At 40.0% G+C, this 19627-nt stretch carries 16 protein-coding genes; all 16 read left to right on the plus strand.

The window, feature by feature from the left end:
* The first annotated feature begins 19 nt into the window (after positions 1-19).
* The 16 genes from G601_RS0109985 to glpK all read left to right on the plus strand — a co-directional run bounded on the left by G601_RS0109985 (position 20) and on the right by glpK (position 19610).
* A complete protein-coding gene (locus G601_RS0109985; RefSeq protein WP_196808857.1) occupies positions 20-1243 on the plus strand; it encodes a glycosyltransferase in 1224 nt (407 codons plus the stop codon).
* A gap of 14 nt (positions 1244-1257) precedes the next feature.
* Positions 1258-3423, plus strand: coding sequence for a hypothetical protein (locus G601_RS0109990; protein WP_026665253.1), 2166 nt, complete (start codon positions 1258-1260; stop codon positions 3421-3423).
* A 16-nt stretch (positions 3424-3439) separates the two neighbouring features.
* Positions 3440-5449, plus strand: coding sequence for an HAD family hydrolase (locus G601_RS0109995; RefSeq protein ID WP_155834507.1), 2010 nt, complete (start codon positions 3440-3442; stop codon positions 5447-5449).
* A gap of 3 nt (positions 5450-5452) precedes the next feature.
* Positions 5453-7249, plus strand: a complete 1797-nt coding sequence (locus tag G601_RS0110000) for a DUF6020 family protein (protein WP_026665255.1) — start codon at positions 5453-5455, stop codon at positions 7247-7249.
* Positions 7250-7461: 212 nt separating this feature from the next.
* Complete coding sequence (locus tag G601_RS0110005; RefSeq protein WP_026665256.1) at positions 7462-8037, plus strand: leucine-rich repeat protein; 576 nt, start codon at positions 7462-7464, stop codon at positions 8035-8037.
* Positions 8038-8163: 126 nt separating this feature from the next.
* Complete coding sequence (locus G601_RS0110010) at positions 8164-9681, plus strand: O-antigen ligase family protein (RefSeq protein ID WP_026665257.1); 1518 nt, start codon at positions 8164-8166, stop codon at positions 9679-9681.
* Positions 9682-9718: 37 nt separating this feature from the next.
* Entirely contained in the window at positions 9719-11248 is a 1530-nt protein-coding gene (locus G601_RS0110015) for a hypothetical protein (protein ID WP_026665258.1), read from the plus strand.
* A gap of 136 nt (positions 11249-11384) precedes the next feature.
* Complete coding sequence (locus G601_RS0110020; RefSeq protein ID WP_026492585.1) at positions 11385-12749, plus strand: transglutaminase domain-containing protein; 1365 nt, start codon at positions 11385-11387, stop codon at positions 12747-12749.
* A 131-nt stretch (positions 12750-12880) separates the two neighbouring features.
* On the plus strand, positions 12881-13579 hold the full coding sequence (locus G601_RS0110025; protein ID WP_026492584.1) for a metallophosphoesterase: 699 nt from the start codon (positions 12881-12883) through the stop codon (positions 13577-13579).
* Between the two features lie 2 nt (positions 13580-13581).
* Positions 13582-14208: an NUDIX hydrolase gene (locus tag G601_RS0110030; protein WP_035786642.1), complete on the plus strand. Its 627-nt coding sequence runs from the start codon at positions 13582-13584 to the stop codon at positions 14206-14208.
* Between the two features lie 42 nt (positions 14209-14250).
* The gene (locus tag G601_RS0110035; RefSeq protein WP_081673484.1) at positions 14251-15648 is read left to right on the plus strand and encodes a serpin family protein; all 1398 of its coding nucleotides are present in this window, start codon (positions 14251-14253) and stop codon (positions 15646-15648) included.
* Between the two features lie 102 nt (positions 15649-15750).
* On the plus strand, positions 15751-15993 hold the full coding sequence (locus tag G601_RS0110040; RefSeq protein ID WP_026665260.1) for a hypothetical protein: 243 nt from the start codon (positions 15751-15753) through the stop codon (positions 15991-15993).
* 342 nt (positions 15994-16335) lie between these two features.
* Complete coding sequence (locus G601_RS0110045) at positions 16336-16563, plus strand: hypothetical protein (protein ID WP_026665261.1); 228 nt, start codon at positions 16336-16338, stop codon at positions 16561-16563.
* A gap of 8 nt (positions 16564-16571) precedes the next feature.
* Positions 16572-16832, plus strand: coding sequence for a hypothetical protein (locus G601_RS0110050; RefSeq protein WP_155834508.1), 261 nt, complete (start codon positions 16572-16574; stop codon positions 16830-16832).
* Positions 16833-16854: 22 nt separating this feature from the next.
* On the plus strand, positions 16855-18012 hold the full coding sequence (locus tag G601_RS0110055) for an ROK family transcriptional regulator (protein WP_026665262.1): 1158 nt from the start codon (positions 16855-16857) through the stop codon (positions 18010-18012).
* Between the two features lie 98 nt (positions 18013-18110).
* On the plus strand, positions 18111-19610 hold the full coding sequence (glpK, locus tag G601_RS0110060) for a glycerol kinase GlpK (RefSeq protein ID WP_026492577.1): 1500 nt from the start codon (positions 18111-18113) through the stop codon (positions 19608-19610).
* Positions 19611-19627: the final 17 nt, after the last annotated feature.

Consider the following 19627-nt stretch of genomic DNA (forward strand, 5'->3'; position numbering starts at 1 on the left):
AACAGGAGTTTTTATGTTTGTGCAACATATAATTACTGAAAACGAAATATGCAATGATATAAATGATTATCTGAATTATTTTGATTCGGATACATGGCAAAAATATACTGGAATTTCTTCGTGGGTCAGGGAGACTGATATAGCAGGTGAGACAGGGTATCTTCCTGCAGAAATAAATTCGGTCAGAGATGTGTCGATGGCTCTTAATATATGTACCTACCATAGGGTAAACCAGATTAAAAGCAATATTGCTAGACTGTTGACAATGAAGTTTTTTAATCCGGATGAAGCAGATTATTATGGACATCTTCACGTATTTATTGTAGACAATGGAGCTGAGTTAGAACAGGTAAATAATGATTTTTTCAGAGTTGTTCATAATGTTAATACTGGGGGATCAGGAGGGTTTCAAAAGGGACTTGAGGAGATTCGTGCTTCGCATAATAAGTTTACTCATGTGATTTTTATGGATGATGATGCGGATTTTCTGCCGGAGACTTTTTATCGATTGTTTGCGTTATTAACATATATGAAACCCAAGCATTATTATAGAAGTGTTGCAGGTAGGATGTTTTGCTTGGATCAGCCTTCAGTTCAATACACCGCTGCGGAGGTTTGGAATAACAGTAATCTTATGCATGTAGGTTTTATGCAGGACATGAAAGGTGATTCTTTTGAAAGTATAAATGAACCCATGGATGCAGAATATGGTGGTTGGTGGTTTTGCTGTTACCCATATGATTTCTGCAAAGATAATGATGTTGTTCCATTTTTTCTTCACTGTGACGATGTTGAGTATGGGCTAAGATTCCTTAATTCAGGTGGCGGCAGCCCTATTATTTTAAATGGCATTCAGGTGTGGCATGAGACTGCTGTTTATAGGCAAAATTCGATAATTCAATATTATGATTTACGTAATCCATTATATGTAAATGAGAAATACAATTTATGGAATTCTAGGAAGGAAGAGTATGAGTGGTGGTTTAATAAGATTTCATGTTTTCATGCTCTAGGTGACTATATGGCGGAATATTATGGGATTCTTGGAATGGCGGATTATCTTAAAGGAATCGATTATCTGAATGGTTTGGATTCAGAAAAATACCATAAAAAGCTCTCAAAGCTAAGTGGAAATAGATATAAAAATGCGGTTCTTTGGAGGATCGTCACCTGGCTATATTGGAAGAAAAAGCGTGAAAAGGAAAAAAGGTTTTTGGTTGTAAGGGCTACTAATAATTTATAATATGGGGAATTAAAATGTTTAAAAAAATATATGGAATTGTGATGAAAAGCATAAATGCCTTAATGATTTTTTTAGTGGGGTATCTTTGTTTGCTAGCGGCTTTTTCCACTACAATCATAAATATTTGTCGTACAGTTGAACATGCATATCTGTGCGAGGATTCTTTTGTTACTAATTTTGTAGCTGCTCTTTTAGTTATAATTATATGCGGTACGGTTTATTGCAAAGGAAATCGTTGTAAGAGGTTTGTTCATCGTATAAATACCGATGAAGAGTTTTATAAAAAAATTAAAAAAGTTCTTTTGAGCTTCTTTTTTATTCTGGGACTGCTTATAGTGATTTTGCTCCAAAATGTGCCGCGTGCTGATCAGCGCATAATTTGTGATATAGCCAATGAGTGGATGCATCATGATTATTCTGCGCTGGATAAAGGTGGTTACCTTGATTCTTGTCCTCACCAGTTGGGAATAGTTATCATGTTATATTTTGGAAATCATATTTTGGGTGGGAATAATTATCTTGTCTTTCAAATATTAAATGTTGTAGCTGCTACTTTGATATTTAAAGTGTTCACAGATATGTCTGATCTGAATGGAAACAGTAGAATTACGGGTGCTTTGATACTACTATTTTCATTTATGTTTTTGCCGGTCTATTATTATATGACTTTTGTATACGGTACACTTATCGGTTTATGCCTTTCGGTCATTGCAACAAAATATTTGTATATATTTAGTGAAAAAGGACAGCTTAGATATGTTTTATTGATAATTATGGCATCAATAGTTGCTGTTACTATAAAAAGCAATTATATGATTTTTCTTATTGCTAATATTATTTTTTCTATCATCTTGTTTATTAAAAATGGCGGTAAGAAAAAGAGGATTTTAGTAATTGGTGCTGCACTTGTCTTGATATTGCTATTTAATACCATGCTTGTTAATAAAATTGCAACAGATATTACAGGGAAGAAAATTGGCAAAGGAATGACTCCTATGGCATATTTGGCAATAGGATTACAGGAGAATGATGAACTGTACGACGGCTGGTGGAATTCCTATCTTTCTCAAACATATAAAAAGGCAGGATATGATACGGATAAACAAAAAGATTTAGTGACTAAATATCTTGAGAAAAGAACAAAGGAATTTTTGGATAATCCTCAAATGGCCATTGCATTTTTTGGTGGGAAGAATGCTTCTCAATGGAATAATCCTGATTTTGAAGGTGTTTGGATCAATAAGGTTATGGGCAGTAATATCAATTACTCAAAGATATTTAGGGGAATTGACTCAGTTGTGGGAATGTCCAGGATGCTAATAGTAGTAAATATATGGCATTTCATAATTCTTATGGGGGCTTTGTTATATCTTTGCTTTAGGAGACAGAAAAGTGTTGTGTTTACTCAATTTGCCTTGACATTTATTGGAGGTTTTGTATTCCATACCTTCTGGGAAGCTAAGGGACAATATACTTTACCTTATTTTATGTTGTTACTACCATTGTCTGTTTTGGGATATCGAGAATCAATTCTTATGTTTAGGGATGTCATTTTGGCTTCTGAAAATAGGGGAAAGCAGGAAAAGGGAATGGGGAGGTTTTGTATTCCGACTTTTCCAGCTTGTGTAAAAAAGCAGGCACCTTTTTTCTACATTCTTTTTCTTATTGTATTAGTAATAGAACTTGGGAACATCAATATTATAGATGCTGTTTTGAGAAGGGGAGAGGATACGGATGAATATGAAGAATATGTTGAGAAGAGTAAAATGTTAAGGCTACCGGATGGAGAGTATTACATAGTGAGTTCAGATGGGAAGGCAGTTGACATAGAAAAACCAAAGAATAAGAAAAACAATGGTATATTAAAGATATCAACTAATATTGCAAAAACCGTTCAAATAACCTTTTCTGAATATGATAATTATTGCTATATTTCAGATAAAAGTAAGACCTATATGCTGGATATCCCTGATGGGAATGTGTTCGAAGGACAAAAAATCCAGGTATTCAAAAAGAACTATTCAGATGCACAAAGGTGGGAACTCTCCGAAGATGATGGTGAGTATTATCTAATGCATGGAGAATATTATCTTGCTCTGGATGATAAAACTCAAAAACTGATTTTGACAAGAGATGATGATTATGAAGCAGACAGACTTTTATTAGAATTGGCAGAATGAGTTGTTGGTGGAGAGAATGAGACTTAAAATTTATAATTTGCTAGTCAATGAAATTCCGGGGATAAATTACAGATACCACGAGTATCATGATGAAGCCACAGGCGTGCGAAAGGTATTGTCGTGGTTTTATCTTTTGTGGATGAATTTCGCTTATCGTGTACTACGAGTTAAAAAGTATGAAATTATGCCGGGGAGAGAGATTTATGAGACCATTGAGCCTCCTGTAGGAATAAGCGAATCTGAGCATTATGCTAAGAAATACCCAGCTATTACTATTGATGATATTTATGAAGCTGTTGGTAAATATGAGGTAGTGTCCTTTGATATTTTTGATACGCTGATCTTTAGGCCATTTTCAGATCCTACGGATGTTTTCTATCTTATAGGTGAGAAACTTGATCTTATGGATTTTAAGAATCAGCGAAAAAAAGCTGAAGTACGGGCAAGGCAAAAGTCGCTTGTAGAAAATGGGCATAGTGAAGTTACCTTGAGAGAAATATGGGAAGAATTAAATGCAGAGACTGGCTGGGATATTGAAAACGGGATGGCTGCCGAATGCGAGACAGAGCTGGATATATGTAGAGCTAATCCTTTTATGAAGAAGCTTTGGGATAAGCTTAGAATGGAAGGTAAGACAATTATTATCACTTCTGACATGTATCTCCCTGCGAAGCTTCTTGATGATATTCTTCGCGGTCAGGGCTTTGATGGCTATAAAGAATTATATCTGTCATGTGATCTTCGGATAAATAAAGCATCGGGATCCTTATATGAACATGTGAAGAAGGATATGGGGACCACATCAATAGTTCATATCGGCGACAACGATGCTTCTGATGTGTTGAATGCCAGAAAGAGTGGAATAGAGGCAATTCATTATCCTAATGTTAACGCTGAAGGCCGAATATACAGACCGGGTGATATGTCTTACATAGTTGGGAGCGCCTACAGAGGAATTGTTAATACCAGTATATATAATAGAAATGCGATATTTTCAAGAGAATATGAATATGGATTTATTTATGGCGGGCTTTTTGTGCTTGGGTATTGTTATTATATTCATGAGTTATTTGAAAATCGTGGCATAGACAAAATTCTCTTTCTCTCAAGAGATGGAGATATTTTGAAGCAGGTCTATGATAATATATATGGACCTGATAATACTGTTTATGTATATTGGTCCAGGAAGGCAGCTCTTAAGCTGATGGCAGCTTATGACAGGCATGATTATTTCAGAAGATTTGTGGATCATAAGGTTGGAAGTGGTTGCAGTATAGAAAATGTGCTGCGTTCCATGGAACTTGATAAGTTTATTCCGTTAGTCGGTGAGGGCGGAATGAAGCTGGATGAAGAATTGACATCCAATAACAAGGCAAAGCTTAGAGTATTTGTTGAGAGCAGATGGGATGAAGTTATATCGGAATATTCTGTGCAACAGGAGGCTGCTAAAAAGTACTATGAGGATGCTCTTAAAGGTAGCAAGAGGGCAGCAGTTGTTGACATTGGATGGGCCGGTAGCGGTTTTGTATCTCTCAAATATCTTGTCAAGAATGCATGGCATATTCCATGCGAGCTAATAGGAGTAGTTGCGGGAACTAATTCTATTAACAATTTTGAGGCTGATGTGTCAGAAGCTTTCCTACAGAATGGGAGTCTCTGTGCATATATGTTTTCTTCCGGATACAACCGTGATGTATGGAAAAAGCATAATCCTAACGTTAATCACAATGTATATTGGGAACTGTTGCTATCATCGCCTACACCTCAGTTTAAGGGCTTTTGCAGCGGAGATAGGACAAATCTTTCATTCGGAGAAGCGGACTATAATTCTGAAGGTATGAAGGAAATTCAGAAAGGTATCCTTGATTTTTCTAAGACATATTCAGAATACTTTAAGAATTATAGCTATATGTTCAGAATAAGTGGACGAGATGCATATGCACCGTTACTTGCGGTTTATGGCAATAAAGCCGAATATTTAAAATCCATAGAGCAGCTTTTTGAGTTTGAATTGGGGGTTAACTAAGGGGTGAGAATTACAGCAGAAGACTGGTTACATAAAAATAAACTTGTAAAGCTGTTAGTTTATATTCCATTACTTATAATTTTCCAAAACTATGCATATATAAGATCTGCTTATATTCTTATAGGTCTGATCTTTATTAGTACTATATGTATTCTCGGTGACTTTGACCATGAGATAAAAAAGGCAAATATGATACCTATAGGAGTATTCTGCCTGCTATACTCTCTTATGGTGGTTGTAAGGGAAAAGGTCTCAGCGACTGATAATCTCAACGCCTCAGTATCTGAGAACTATATGGATGAAATATGGGCTATAGACATAGTAATGATCTTTGTTGGGGCATTTGTTTTAATGCCAATGGTCGGAGGGCTTATCAGAGTATTGCCATGCGTTGCGCAGCTGATCAGAAAGGTGTGCGCTAAGGTTAAGCTTGACGATTTCCTTGATAAAAAGAAGCTGTTTCTATATTTATTTTGCTCATTTTTGATTATATGGGGAATTGGATATCTTTCATTTTTTCCCGGGACCATAATAAGATATGATGCTTTGTATGCTTTAAGGGCTGGGCCTGTCAGGGCTTCGGATGTGTCACCAATAATATTCAACTTTGCTGTGTATGGCTGTATAAAACTGGGGATGCTTATAGGATATCCTAATTTAGGCGTTGCCTTGTTTTGCGTTTTGCAGATGATAATAACGGCAGTGGTTTTTTCATACATTATTACTTGGCTTTATGGTGAAGTTGAAAGTCCTGTAATGGTATTTGTGGTATGGGCACTTTTTGCATTACATCCAATTTATGCTCTTTTATCCTTTACGATGGTTAAGGATATGTGGTATTCTCTGGCGATTTTTATGTGGCTGCCCTTTATGTATAAAGAGGCTACAGGCAGCTTCCAAAATCAGAAACTACGCATGATTATGTTCTGCGTACTCATTATCTTTACAATGATTTCAAGAAATAATGGATTCATAGTTGCTCCTTGTTTAGTCTTGACTCTTATACTATTTTCAAAAAATATGAGAAGAAAGTATGCGATAGCCGGAAGTGTTAGCGTTGCGGTAGTGATGCTTCTAACCAGAGGGCTTATGGGAGGAGTAGAGCATAATTTTGCGGAGAGCGTGGGACCTATATTGCAGCAGATAGCGATGGTATACGCTTATGATGGAGATATAGAACCTGATGACAGGGAGTTTTTGAACCAGATTCTTCCAGAAGAGGGCGGTTGGACGGACTCAGAGACTAATGTTTCATATGCACCGATGTGTAGTGACAATTTAAAGTATAATATTGATCATGGCTTGAATTCCACATTTTTAAATTCTCATAGAATGGAATTTTTAGGAGCTTATTTCAGAGTATTTATAAATAATCCGGATCTTTGCATTGAGGCATATCTCCTAAATACATATGGCTTTTGGGAGGATAAAGAAATAGGCTTATGGCAGTCCTGTGTTACGGATATTGAAGAAAATGAATTTGGAATCTACCAGGTATCGTTACTACCCGAGGTAGTTGATGGCATTGTGAGTAATTACTACAGAGCTGTCTGGAGCATTATAGGAATTGCAGGTAATTACACCTGGATGCTTTTCTTTATTATTCTTTCGCTATTTTTATACGGCAAAAAGAGATATGTAATAATTCTTTTTCCGATGCTCCTTAACTGGGTGGTTATAATGATGGCAACCCCAATAGCGTTTGCTTTCAGGTATGTCTACTATTATCTTATGGAATTCCCGGTATTGATGGTGCTGTTAGCAGGAACTAAAGCTGCCATGATTCATCGTGAGAAATAAATAATGTATACTAAAAATATATGTAATTAGTTCGATGAAAACACTAAATATAGTGCAATTCTTATGGAAAAAACATTTTGATGTGGCTGTGAAATTAACGTAAAAAAGTAATAAAATTTATTAGATACTATTGACATCGTATTGTCAGAAAATTATACTTAAATTATGTTTTATGTCACAAAACAAATTTTTTTGTAAGGGAGAAAAGAACTATGAAGAGATTTTTTGCAGCTGCCCTTGCGGCAGTACTCGTAGCAACTGCTGCTCCTGCAGTAGGAAACGCAGCAAACGTTGATTTCAAGGCTGTTACAGCAAGTGTCACTGTTGAACAGGATACTCAGGAAAAGTTTGATAAGGGTGAAGTTGCTACGGTTAAGGATGGCGCAGTAGAAGAGAGCGTTAAGAAGGAAGCCGACAACACAGTTACAATTACTGAAGTTAAGAGTGATGCTAAGACAGTTAAGATCGCTGGTACTGTTAACGGTTTACCGGTAAGAAAGATCAGCTCCAAGGCTTTCAAAAACTGCTCAAAGGCTAAGACAATCGATTTAAGAGATTGCGAACTTGAAGAGCTCGCAAAGAAGCAGTTCAGCGGCGCTAAGAAGGCTAAGACAGTTAAGATCAATGCTAAGAAGCTTAAGACTAGCAAGATCAGCTCAAAGGCTCTTAAGGGCTTCAAGGGTAAGAAGATTGTTATCAAGGGCGTAAGCAAGAAGAAATTTAACAAGATCGTTAATAAGCTTAAGAAGAGCGCTGGCAAGCAGGTTACATTCAAGAGAGAGAAATAATCAGAACTCTTAAAAAAGTAATTACAAATAAGACTGGCAAGGCTATTTTAGCCTGTCAGTCTTATTCTTTGTTTGGAGGATTTGTGCTATTCTTTATGTAAATAGTTTTGTTGGGGAGGAAGTTCTTTGAAAATCTCACTTACCAGAAAGACCGTTTCACGTGTCTATTTTTTATTGATACTTATGGTGGCGCCTTTGTATATGACCAAAGGCTTTAAACAGATTCTGACGGACAAAGCAAATATTGTCTGGTTCAGTATTGGAGTAGGGGTGGCGATGTTCCTTACACTATTTATAAAGGAATTCATCGTCAAAATGAAATCCAGCTCATTTAAGGATGCGTTTAAGGAGCTGCTTTCTGATTCTGAAGAGAAAATATCTGCTTTAGATTTTTTTGTGGGGATATTTGGAATAGTATGCCTTGCTTCTTCTGCATTGTCTGAATACAAATTTGAAGCTTTATCAGGTCTTGGAGCCTGGTACGTTGGCGGAGCTATGCTGGTAGCTCTTTGTATAATGTATTTTATTTCATCCAAAGAGCAGCCAGATGACATTTTCCCTTTTTATGGAATGATGCTTGGCGGAACAATAGCGATGATCATAGCTGTATTAAATGATCTGTGGATTGACCCGCTTGGAGCATTGGCTAGTGTTGAGGATATCTGGAAAAATCATTATACCTCCACTTTAGGGAATGCAAATCAGTTCTGCGGGTACCTTTCAATTATTATTCCTATAATGGTAATAATATTTGTTTCATCAGAGAATGGTTTTAAGAGAACAGCAGCGGCTATTGTTTTGTTTTTGGGATATCTTAATGTGTTCCTCACCCATGCTGATAGTATTTATATCGGAGTTGGTACAGCCTATATCTTTATTGTTGCCTTTTGTCTTAGAAAAGTGAACAGATATATGGGGCTACTCATTAGCGGAATATTATTCGCCGTAGCAGGATTTGCTGCGAGAGTCATTATCCTTTACAGACCAGAGATAAAGCTGGATGTTGTTTCACCTGTTTTGCTTGGACATAATGTGCATATGGTTGTTGGAGGAATATGTTTTGTTCTTCTACTTATCCATATGGCACTGGAACTTAAGTTCAAAGCCGAGGAACTGGAAAAAATAATGGGCTATGGGCTTTGGATTTACCTGGCGTGTGTTGTTGTTCTATTTATTGCAGTTGTTGTTCACTGTGTAAAGAACTTTGATATGTATTTCCTTAATAGAAGAGGACTTTTGTGGTATATAGCAGTCAGCTCATTCTGGGATAATGAGCTATTGCAGCAGCTGATTGGAATTGGCCCGGGATGTATAGATGAGATCTCAAGAAATTTCTATTTTGAAATTGTAGAAGCCTATGGAGATTTCTATTTCCTGGATAATGCTCATAATGATCTTATAGAATATCTTCTGACTACAGGAGCATTAGGCGCGTTATCTTATCTTGGAATATATTTGTGTATCATTGTGGACTTTTTAAAAGGTGTAATAAAAAACACAGATATTAAAGGTGGGAGGGTGTATGCATCAATAGGTATTATTGGATACATAGCTCAGTCAATGATGAACGGCCCGCATCCCCTTACAACAGCAATGCTTTTTGTGCTTCTGGCAATATGGAGAAGTACACTTTCTAAATCATGAAGGGGAAGCTTTTGATTACATACCAGGAGTATCCGTTATGCCTAAAAAGACAAAGCTAAGAATATATTTTTATATGCTGCTCTCGGTTTTCCTCTGCCTTCTTTTGGCATCGAGATCGTCATTTTTATATCCCTTGAACAACTGGGATGATGCCAACAGTTACTTTTCTATGGGGAAAGCCATTTTTAACGGGAAAATGCCCTACAGAGATGTGTTCGACCAAAAGGGAATGTATCTGTACTTTTTCTATGGCCTGGCTTATCTTGTGTCTCACACCACATTTGCAGGAGTCTATATCCTGGAAATAATTCTGGGGCTTTTTGATGCGATAGGATTTTTTAGAATAATAAGACTATATACGGGAAAACATAGAATAGTATCCTCTGCGATTTTCTCTGTGTTTACCTTTGCAACAGTTGTCTGCTCCAGAAGCTTTTGGTGGGGCGGTGCAGCTGAGGAAATATGCCTTCCCTTTTATGTGTGGGGATTGTATCTGATTCTGGACTATTTTAAAAATCGATACAATAAAGAAACGATGCCCTTTAAGGCGGTTTTCTTTGGCGGTATTCTCGCAGGTTTTATTGCAAATATCAAATTCACCGGACTTGGATTTTACTTTGCATGGATGATGATGGTGTTCTTTTCATACCTTGCACATAAGGAGATTGTAAGGGGCATCAAGGCCTGCTTGGTTTTCCTCTTTGGAATGTTTTTACCATTTGTACCGTGGCTAATCTACTTCGGTGTTCAGGGCGGACTCTATGAGTGGTACTGGGGCTACGTCTATGTGAATGTCTTTGTATATACCAAGGTTGAAGGAGCAGATGCGGGCATAATGGGAAGAGTCATGTATCTTATCAAAACCCTGTACTGGCTTATCATTGATGACTGGCAATACTTCGTATTCGTGATAGTTGGGATGGTGTATGGCATTTTGAATAAGGGACAAAAACTGCTTTCACGACTGGTTGTACCGGTACTGTTTGTGTTCATGTTCCTTGGATTCTTTGGAGGTGGAAGGGACCTTCCCTATTATTCACTGCCGCTTTCAGTTTTTGCCGTGATGGGCTTTGCTCTTTTAGGAAGACTTGCTGCGAAGCACCTTCTTGAAAAGGGAACAAGAAGTGACAGAATTGGCATGAGATTTATTACTGCTCTGATATGCATGTCACTTGCTACGATTTTCGTGGATGTTAACTCAATGAATGTACCCTTCAGGAAGGTGAGCCGGGATGATTATTTTATGTACCGCTTCCGTGATGAGGTTATGGAAAATGAGAATCCGACGCTCCTGAATGTGGGATGTCTTGATGCAGGCCTCTATACCTTATGCGATATCGTTCCCAGCTGCCGCTGGTTCCAGACACAGACCTTGAGCATTGAGGAACCTGAAAATAATCCATACCTTGAGCAGGAGAGATACGTTCGTGAGGGACTTATAGATTACGTCCTCGTCCGCGATCACATCCCTGCCTCCATAAACGACCACTACGAGTGCATTGACAAAGAGGTTTATGGGTGGGATGGTATGGAATTTAACTACTATCTGTATAAAAAGGTTAAGTGATTTTTTATAGTAATTTAATATCAAAGGAATACGTAATTTCATATAATAATAGTGAAAAGGGGGCATATTGCTCCCTTTTTTGTTAGAGGGGTTACGGTTAACGGATTAACATTTCATACACAAGGATGTGATTATTATGAAGGTAGTTGAGAGCTTAGCTTATGGAATATTAGGGCTTATTACGGCCGGGGTTATGGCGATACTTGCGTGTGTTGCAAACCCCGATATTGGCGTGTGGGTAGGAGAGCTACTGCAGCCTGCTGACGAGGAAGAGGTAAAGGTTGATACCTCGAATAAATACTATGTAGAGGTTCCTGACTGGGACTATATATATGGTGTGAGAGAAAAGAAAGAGAAGGTAGAGGTTGAGGAAACCGAGAATGCTTCGGGAATTGGCGCGATGATAACCAATGCGGTAAACGGATTATCAGATGCGATAAATGAGCTGGAAGCAACAAATGTGGATAACCTCGCAGAGAGAGATGTTACTGTTGAGGATGTTGCGAATGCTGCTGATGCCATTGCCAATGCCGTTACAGGAAAAGGCAAAAAGAAAATCTCAGTTAGTATTGAGACTGAATCAACCAAGACGAAATCATCGGATGACGTAAAGGCATCAGAGGAAGAGATGACTCCCGTTTACGCACCTGGAATACCTGCTGGGAAAAGCGGTTATGCAGCTTTTGAACCTGATATTGTAGAGCTTACTGATCCGGGACTTGCCAATCAGGCGATCAACAGTACAGATTATGGATACCTCGGTGATGAGTTTGACTTCAGCACGGAGTACTATCCCTATTACCACATGCTCAATGATACGGGAAAAGCTCTTTACAGACAGATATATGCCAATACCCTTAATCTGAATACAACCTTCAGGCCGATAGAGCAGGTGAATATGAATACAATGCAGATGATAATCCTTAGCGTTGTGTTTGATCATCCGGAGCTCTTCTGGCTTGATACCACTTTTTATCAGGAGTTTGATTACAACGGAGCAGCGATAAAGCTGCGACTTAGATACTATGACAGAATAAACAACATACCGGCAGCCAATCGGGAGTTCCAGTCACAGGTAGAGGCTATTGTTGCAGGGGCAGCAGGGCTTCCTGACAATTATTCCAAGGAGCTGTATATCCACGATTTTCTGGCTAATAAGCTTACCTATAAGCACAATCCGCTGGATCAGAGTGCCTACAGCGCCATAGTTGGCAATAATACAGTATGTGCTGGCTATGCAAAAGCCTTCCAGTATCTGATGCAAAGGCTGGGTGTTCCCACATACCTTTGCGCAGGCTCCGCGGGAGAGCTCCATGCCTGGAATATCATAAAGCTCGATGGCAATTACTACAATGTAGACTGCACCTGGGATGACCAGGATCCTACGGTTTATGACTACTATAACCTCTCGGATGCAGATAACTATATGCACAAGAGAATGTTCAATTCCGTATATCTTCCGGCGTGCAATGAAGGCACCTTTATAGCAGCTGCAGAGTGAGAAAACAAGCGGATTTAAGTTCGCAGTAGGACCTTTTGACACGTGCATAATTATATTGGATAATAACTTATATCCGGGTGGTTCAGGATGTACTACCCGGATTTAGTTTAATGTGTAGAACCGGAGTAGTTATGGCGTTATATGCACTGGGCGATCTTCATCTTGCCTTTCAGTCGGATAAGACGATGGATATTTTTGGCAAGGCGTGGAGAGGTCATGAGAGAAAAACAGAAAAGAACTGCAATAAAATAATGACTGAAGAGGATACCCTTGTTCTTGTGGGGGATCACAGCTGGGGAAAGGGACTTGAGCAGTGCGAGCTGGACCTTAGATTTATTGAGAATCTCCCCGGCAGAAAAATACTTATAAGAGGCAATCACGATAACTTCTGGAATGCAAAGAAAACCCAGAAGCTGAACGATTTATATAAGGGCAGGCTGTTTTTCCTGCAAAACAATTTTTATCCTTACAAGGACTATGCGATAGTGGGAACAAAGGGTTATTGCTATGAGGGCTTTGATACCAGGGAGCACGCGGACATGCTGATAGAGCGCGAGGCCAAAAGACTTAAAGCTTCATTCGAAGCTGCAAGGGCTGAAGGGTTCGAGAAGTTCATCGTGTTCCTGCATTACCCGCCCACTGAAATAGGTGAGAGGCAGAGCAGATTCACACTGATGGCAAGAGCCTATGGTGCAGAGCAGGTGATATATGCTCACTGTCACGGAAAAGAGAGGTTCCACGACAGCCTTCTGGGAAAAGTTGATGGAATAAAGTACAGCCTGGTTTCGGGCGATTATTTAGATTTTATGCCGCAAAGGATTTTAGACTGATTATGGATAGAAAAAGAGAAGACCTCGCATGGGAAGAGGTAAGAACAAAGCATCTTGTTCAGAATGAATGGATTGATTTCAGGGAGTCTGCCTTCAGATTCCCGGATGGCTCAGAGTTTGAGCCCTATTACAGCTACAGCAGAAGAGATTATGTGGTAATTGTTCCTTTTGATACTGAGGGGAATCTTATCTGTGTGCGTCAGTACAGACAGGGGATTCGTGAAGTGACCACGGAATTTCCGGCAGGCGGCATTGAGAGAAACGATGGAAAAGAGTACAGGGATAATGCTGCTAAGACAGCCAGGAGCTTTGGTAATGATTCTGAGGACAGTGAGGCTGCCCTTGATGCTGCAAAGCGCGAGCTTACTGAGGAGACGGGCTATGTGTCAGATGAATGGACTCATCTGTTAACGGTACCTTCCAATGCGACGATAGCAGATAATTATGCCTATGTTTATATGGCAACGAACTGCAAAAAGGTGTCGGGTCAAAATCTTGATGATACGGAATTTTTAAACGTTGAAATAAACACAAGAGAGAATCTTGAAGAAATCATAAAAAGAGGAGAGTTTCAGCAGAGCGTGCACATTATGGCGTGGCTTTTGGCAAAGGAAAAAAGAGGGGAATAAACATCCGAGGAGATAGCTGTCAGATGAAAAAACGGAGGGAAAATGATGACCGAAATTCTAAAGTGGCTGTTGGTTGTAGCGGCCTGTGGCGGCCTGGTTTTTGCAACGTTCGTAACCATCATATATCTGGGTCATAAATTAAAAGAGGATGAGGAAAAAGAGACCTCTGAAGAAGCCGAAAATAATGCAGATGAGGCTAAAGCTCCTGAGTCCAAAATGGAGGTTGTAAAGCCTGAGCCTGTAAAGCCGGCTGAGGAGGAGACTTCCGATCCGGATGAAATAGATATGAGTGCTATTGCAGAGCTTGCCGAGGAACCTGCGCCCAAAGAGGAGGAAGAGACTGCCGGTATAGCTTTCAGCACGGGAAATGGTGAGCTTAAGCTGTCTGAATTTGACCGCGGACTTATCAATTTTCTTGAGGATGAAGGCTACAGAAACGAGAATTATATGGTTTCACCTGCATCCCTAAGAGCGGTTATCGGGCTTGCTGTGGCGGGTGCTGATTCAGATACTAAGTCAGAGCTGCTTAAGGCTGCCGGTTTTTCGAATGAAGCAGAGATGAATATGTGGTACAACGCCATGGTGAATGCGCCTGATACCTCTGCTGATGACTTTGCCTTTAAGATGCTGAATTCCGCGTGGCACAATAGTAAGCTTAAGGGTGAGCTCTCACCTGATTATAAGGATTATATTAAGAATCACTATGGGGCAGAGGCTCAGGATATTGCCGCTGATGAAATCACAGACGCTGTTAACAACTGGGTAAACGAAGGAACAGATGGCCTTATTCCCACGATTGCAAATGATCTGTCTGAAAAGGATTTAGTCCTTGTGAATACACTTTATCTGAAGTCATCATGGATCAGGAAGTTCGAGAAGGAGGCTACCGGGGAGGACGACTTTATGTCCTATGACGGATGCTGCATCAAGAAGGAATTCATGGATAAGACAGATCACTACAAATTCTACGAGGATCCCAAGTCCAAGATTCTTGTTATGAGCTTAAGCGGAGACGTGGAGATGGCCTGCATTCTTGGTGATACCGAAGGCTTCCAGGGCAAGCTGTCTAAGGCATCGGATGAAAAGGTTCATGTGATGCTACCCAAGTTTGAGACAGAGACCTCCTTTGAAAAGAAGGAGCTTGTTCATTTCCTTCAGAGCAGAGGCGCAAAGAGTGCATTTGCACCGGAGGCGGATTTTTCTGCAATGAGTAGTGATTCGGGATTTTTCGTTTCTGATATCATCCAGAAGACGAAGATCATTACTGATGAAAATGGTGTTGAAGCTTCAGCGGATACGGAAATGGCCATGGTTGGAGCGGCTCTTGATATTGATGAGAATCCGCCTAAGGAATTCTTCGCCACCAAGCCCTTCAAGTATTACATTATGACCTCCGGAAATGTAAAGGAGGTCCTGTTCTACGGTCAGATAGTTGAGTAATACATATTTTAATAATAGATAATTCTTATTTAATAGTTTTTTTCAATGTGTTGGATTATCATTAACTTAGTAACTTATTTCTTAGTGAAAGGGGTTTGAATTATGAGCAGAGTATCTGAAGTATCCGGATTACAGCAGGCAAGAATGTTAAAATATGATCAGATAGTAAAAAAGGGTGATGAGTCTGCGATTACCAAGGCTTCCCTTGAGAACATCGTTATGGCTCTCAATGATATCTCCCAGACCCTTGCTATGATCGCTGACAGAGATTCAGCAAATACACATGATACATTTGACTCCATTGCAAGGAGTCTCGCTATGATGGCTGACAATAGTAAAAAGTAATCAACAGGCGAGGTCTTTTCGAGCCGGTGTACTACTTTGTTCTGTCTCGGGCATAGCCCGAGAGCAGAACTTCCTTGTTGAATTGTTCCTACATTTAACCAATAAATGAGCATATTCGAACATCCGCATATTTACTGGATATGCGGATGTTATTTATGCACAATTTACATGGATTTTTTTCTTTATATATTCACAATTGAGAAAACAAAATACATACATTAGAATGATAGAGGTTGATTAAGAGAATTAATCAACCTCTAGTTTGTTTTTAATAGGGAGGAGATAACAATAGATTTTAGCAGGATTGCTCTAACAGTAGGTAATGGCGAAAATAGATTCACCATGAAGCGTGGGAGCTTTAAATATAAGCATAAAATTAATTGGAAACAGGAATGCAACCTGGTAGAAACTGCTAAGACAGATGATGGCGAAAGTCTTGTATACAGATGTGACAAAACCGGAGAACTGCTGACACTTAAGGTTACGACAGTTTCAGGTAAAACCGTAGCTGAGCTTACATCAGATGCGGGGGGGGAGTTCAAAGATAAACAGATTCTGGCTTACCTTTAAAACCTCTCGTGACGAGCATATTTACGGATGCGGAGAGAACTATTCGGAGCAAGTTCAGATTCTTCATCGCTGAAGGAAATGTAATGGATAAGCCCAAGCAGTTCAACGGTGCATCAATAGTAGTTCAGACCAACGAGTCTGCAGAGAAAATTGTTAAAGAAACAATCAAAAACGGATGGGAGCCGCACTACGTAGTAATTTACAAGAATATTGCAGAAGAGCTCGAAAAATTGGGCAATATGCTTGATGTAGAAGTTGTACGTTACTAATGAGTGTTATACGATTTAGTTTATGAAATATCAGGGGATAAATTTAGAAAACGTAAAACTGAGTAACCGTTCTTCCATCCTCCTATTGCTCAACAATAGTGGGGCGATGTCAAGGAAAGATATAGCAGAGACGGTTGGCTTAACAGCCGCCTCTGTTACATTAATATGTTCAGAGCTGATGGAAGAGGGTTTGATAGTCGAACTTGGCGAAGCGAACGAAGAAAAGCGAGCAGGCCGCAAGAAGATTCTTGTCGATATCAATCCGGGATACAGAAGTGTATTATGCATAGCTATAGAATCAGATGTCACGTATATAGCTGTTACCGACATGAAGGGAAAGGTACTTTGCAACACTTCACTTCCGACAGATAAGGAGATCGATCCTGAGGAATTCTTCAAGAACATCACTGATGAATGTCAGAAGCTGTTCTGGAAAAACGGCATCGTCAAGGAAAAGGTTCTTGGAGCTGCTGTGACTATTCCAGGAAGCGTAGACAGGAAAAATGGAGTAAGCCTTAACAGCTACAACATCTGGACAGAGAGCATACCGGTTGCTTCTTATATTAAGAAGGAGCTTGGAATTCCTGTAGTTGTTGAGAATAACCTTAAGGCCTACGCCCAGACAGAGATCTATTTCGGACTTGGGAGAACAGTCAACAATCTTTTCGTCCTTAAGTGGGGACCCGGTGTTGGTGCATCAATCATTATTGATGGAAAAATATACCAGGGTTCAAACAAGATGGCAGCTGAGATAGGGCATATGATTGCCATTAAGGATGGTCGTGACTGTAATTGCAAGCGAAAGGGCTGCCTTGAAACCTATGTATCTACAAAGGCGATAAAGCAGGAGCTTAAGAGCGTTTTTGGTAAGAACGTTGACAGTGTTTTCAATTCAGAGCTTTTTGATAATCCGAAGGCCAGCGATATCATAGATGACAAGATTGACATGCTTGCCCGAAATATCAGAAACGTCATCACCATGCTGGATCCTAAGAATGTGGTTCTTATTGGCTACATGTTTGAGATTTCGGGATGTGTGGAGCGCTTTATAAAAGCATATAAACAGTACGATCCTCTGGTATCGGATGACTTTTTCGTCAGGAGTACTCTTTCAGAGAGCATAGACCATACAGAGGGACTTGCGGTTTTCCTGAACGAGGTGCTTTTGACACAGAATTAGTAGTTTAAAATGCTTATTTTTTTGTGGAATATGACAAGTATTAAAGGGTAAAACGAGATAAAATTTAGTAAAAACTTGAAGGTGGGGTAACAACAGTAATGGCAAAATATGTAATGGCGCTGGATTCCGGCACAACAAGTAACAGATGCATCCTCTTCGATCAGAAGGGCAAGATCTGCTCATGTGCACAGAAGGAATTCACGCAGTTTTTCCCTCAGCCCGGCTGGGTTGAGCATGATGCCAGCGAAATCTGGCAGACGCAGCTGTCTGTAGCTCGTGAGGCTATGAGCAAGATAGATGCAACATTCGAGGATATCGCAGCAATCGGTATTACCAATCAGCGTGAGACAGTTATTGTATGGGACAGAAAAACAGGACAGCCCATATCTCATGCAATTGTATGGCAGTGCCGCAGAACTGCAGACTTCGCAGAGAAGATGAAGGAAGAGGTTCCCGGCATCGTTGAGAAGTTCCAGCAGAAGACAGGACTTAAATTCGATCCTTACTTCTCAGGAACAAAAATAAGATGGATTTTGGATAATGTTGAAGGAGCAAGACAGAGAGCAGAGAATGGGGAGCTGTGCTTTGGTACGGTTGATTCCTGGCTCATCTACAAGCTCACAAAGGGTAAGGTTCACGTAACAGATTACTCTAATGCTTCCAGAACATTACTTTTTAATATCAATACACTTGAGTGGGACAAGGAGCTGTGCGAGATCCTTGATATTCCCATGAGCATGCTTCCTGAGGCAAAGCCCTCAAGCTGCATTTACGGAGAGACAGATCCTGAGTTCTTCGGTGGCGAGATCAAAATTGCCGGCGCAGCAGGAGACCAGCAGGCAGCCCTTTTCGGACAGACCTGCTTCGAGGAAGGCGATGCAAAGAACACATACGGGACAGGTTGCTTCATGCTGATGAACACAGGTGACAAGCCTGTTTATTCCAAGAATGACCTGCTCACAACAATCGCATGGGGAATCGGCGGAGAGGTTACATACGCAATCGAGGGTTCTGTGTATGTGGCAGGAGCTGCTATCCAGTGGCTTCGTGATGAGCTCAGAGCAATAGACTCAGCTCCCGATTCAGAGTACTTTGCAACAAGAGTTAAGGATACAAACGGATGCTACGTTGTTCCTGCATTTACAGGACTTGGTGCTCCCTACTGGGATCCTTACGCAAGAGGTGCGATCGTTGGACTTACACGAGGCGTTAATAAGTACCACATCATAAGGGCGACAGTTGAATCCCTGGCATTCCAGACAGCAGATGTACTTAAGGCTATGGAGCTTGATACAGGTAAAAAGCTCACAAGTCTCAGAGTTGACGGTGGTGCTTCCAGGAACAATTTCCTTATGCAGTTCCAGGCTGACATCATTGATACAAGCGTTGTAAGACCCAGTAACGTAGAGACAACAGCGATGGGTGCTGCTTATCTCGCAGGTCTTGCAGTAGGCTACTGGAAGAACAAGGAAGACGTTCTTAATAACTGGTCCGTAGATAAGGAATTCAAGAGCACTATGGACAGTGAGAAGAGAGAAAAAGAGCTCGCAGGCTGGAAGCAGGCAGTAGCTTCAACAAGAGGCTGGGCTAAAAGCTAAGATAGCAAATCTGTAAT

The organism is Butyrivibrio sp. FC2001, assembly GCF_000424125.1.
Taxonomy (GTDB): domain Bacteria; phylum Bacillota; class Clostridia; order Lachnospirales; family Lachnospiraceae; genus Butyrivibrio.

What these genes read in the sequence shown, in the direction of transcription:
- G601_RS0110020 (WP_026492585.1), top strand. Translation starts at nt 11,385, where the DNA reads ATGAAGGTAGTTGAGAGCTTAGCTTATGGAATATTAGGGCTTATTACG.
- G601_RS0110040 (WP_026665260.1), top strand. Translation starts at nt 15,751, where the DNA reads ATGAGCAGAGTATCTGAAGTATCCGGATTACAGCAGGCAAGAATGTTA.
- G601_RS0110030 (WP_035786642.1), top strand. Translation starts at nt 13,582, where the DNA reads ATGGATAGAAAAAGAGAAGACCTCGCATGGGAAGAGGTAAGAACAAAG.
- G601_RS0110045 (WP_026665261.1), top strand. Translation starts at nt 16,336, where the DNA reads ATGAAGCGTGGGAGCTTTAAATATAAGCATAAAATTAATTGGAAACAG.
- G601_RS0110055 (WP_026665262.1), top strand. Translation starts at nt 16,855, where the DNA reads ATGAAATATCAGGGGATAAATTTAGAAAACGTAAAACTGAGTAACCGT.
- G601_RS0109990 (WP_026665253.1), top strand. Translation starts at nt 1,258, where the DNA reads ATGTTTAAAAAAATATATGGAATTGTGATGAAAAGCATAAATGCCTTA.
- G601_RS0110025 (WP_026492584.1), top strand. Translation starts at nt 12,881, where the DNA reads ATGGCGTTATATGCACTGGGCGATCTTCATCTTGCCTTTCAGTCGGAT.
- G601_RS0110005 (WP_026665256.1), top strand. Translation starts at nt 7,462, where the DNA reads ATGAAGAGATTTTTTGCAGCTGCCCTTGCGGCAGTACTCGTAGCAACT.
- G601_RS0110035 (WP_081673484.1), top strand. Translation starts at nt 14,251, where the DNA reads ATGATGACCGAAATTCTAAAGTGGCTGTTGGTTGTAGCGGCCTGTGGC.
- G601_RS0109995 (WP_155834507.1), top strand. Translation starts at nt 3,440, where the DNA reads ATGAGACTTAAAATTTATAATTTGCTAGTCAATGAAATTCCGGGGATA.
- glpK (WP_026492577.1), top strand. Translation starts at nt 18,111, where the DNA reads ATGGCAAAATATGTAATGGCGCTGGATTCCGGCACAACAAGTAACAGA.
- G601_RS0110015 (WP_026665258.1), top strand. Translation starts at nt 9,719, where the DNA reads ATGCCTAAAAAGACAAAGCTAAGAATATATTTTTATATGCTGCTCTCG.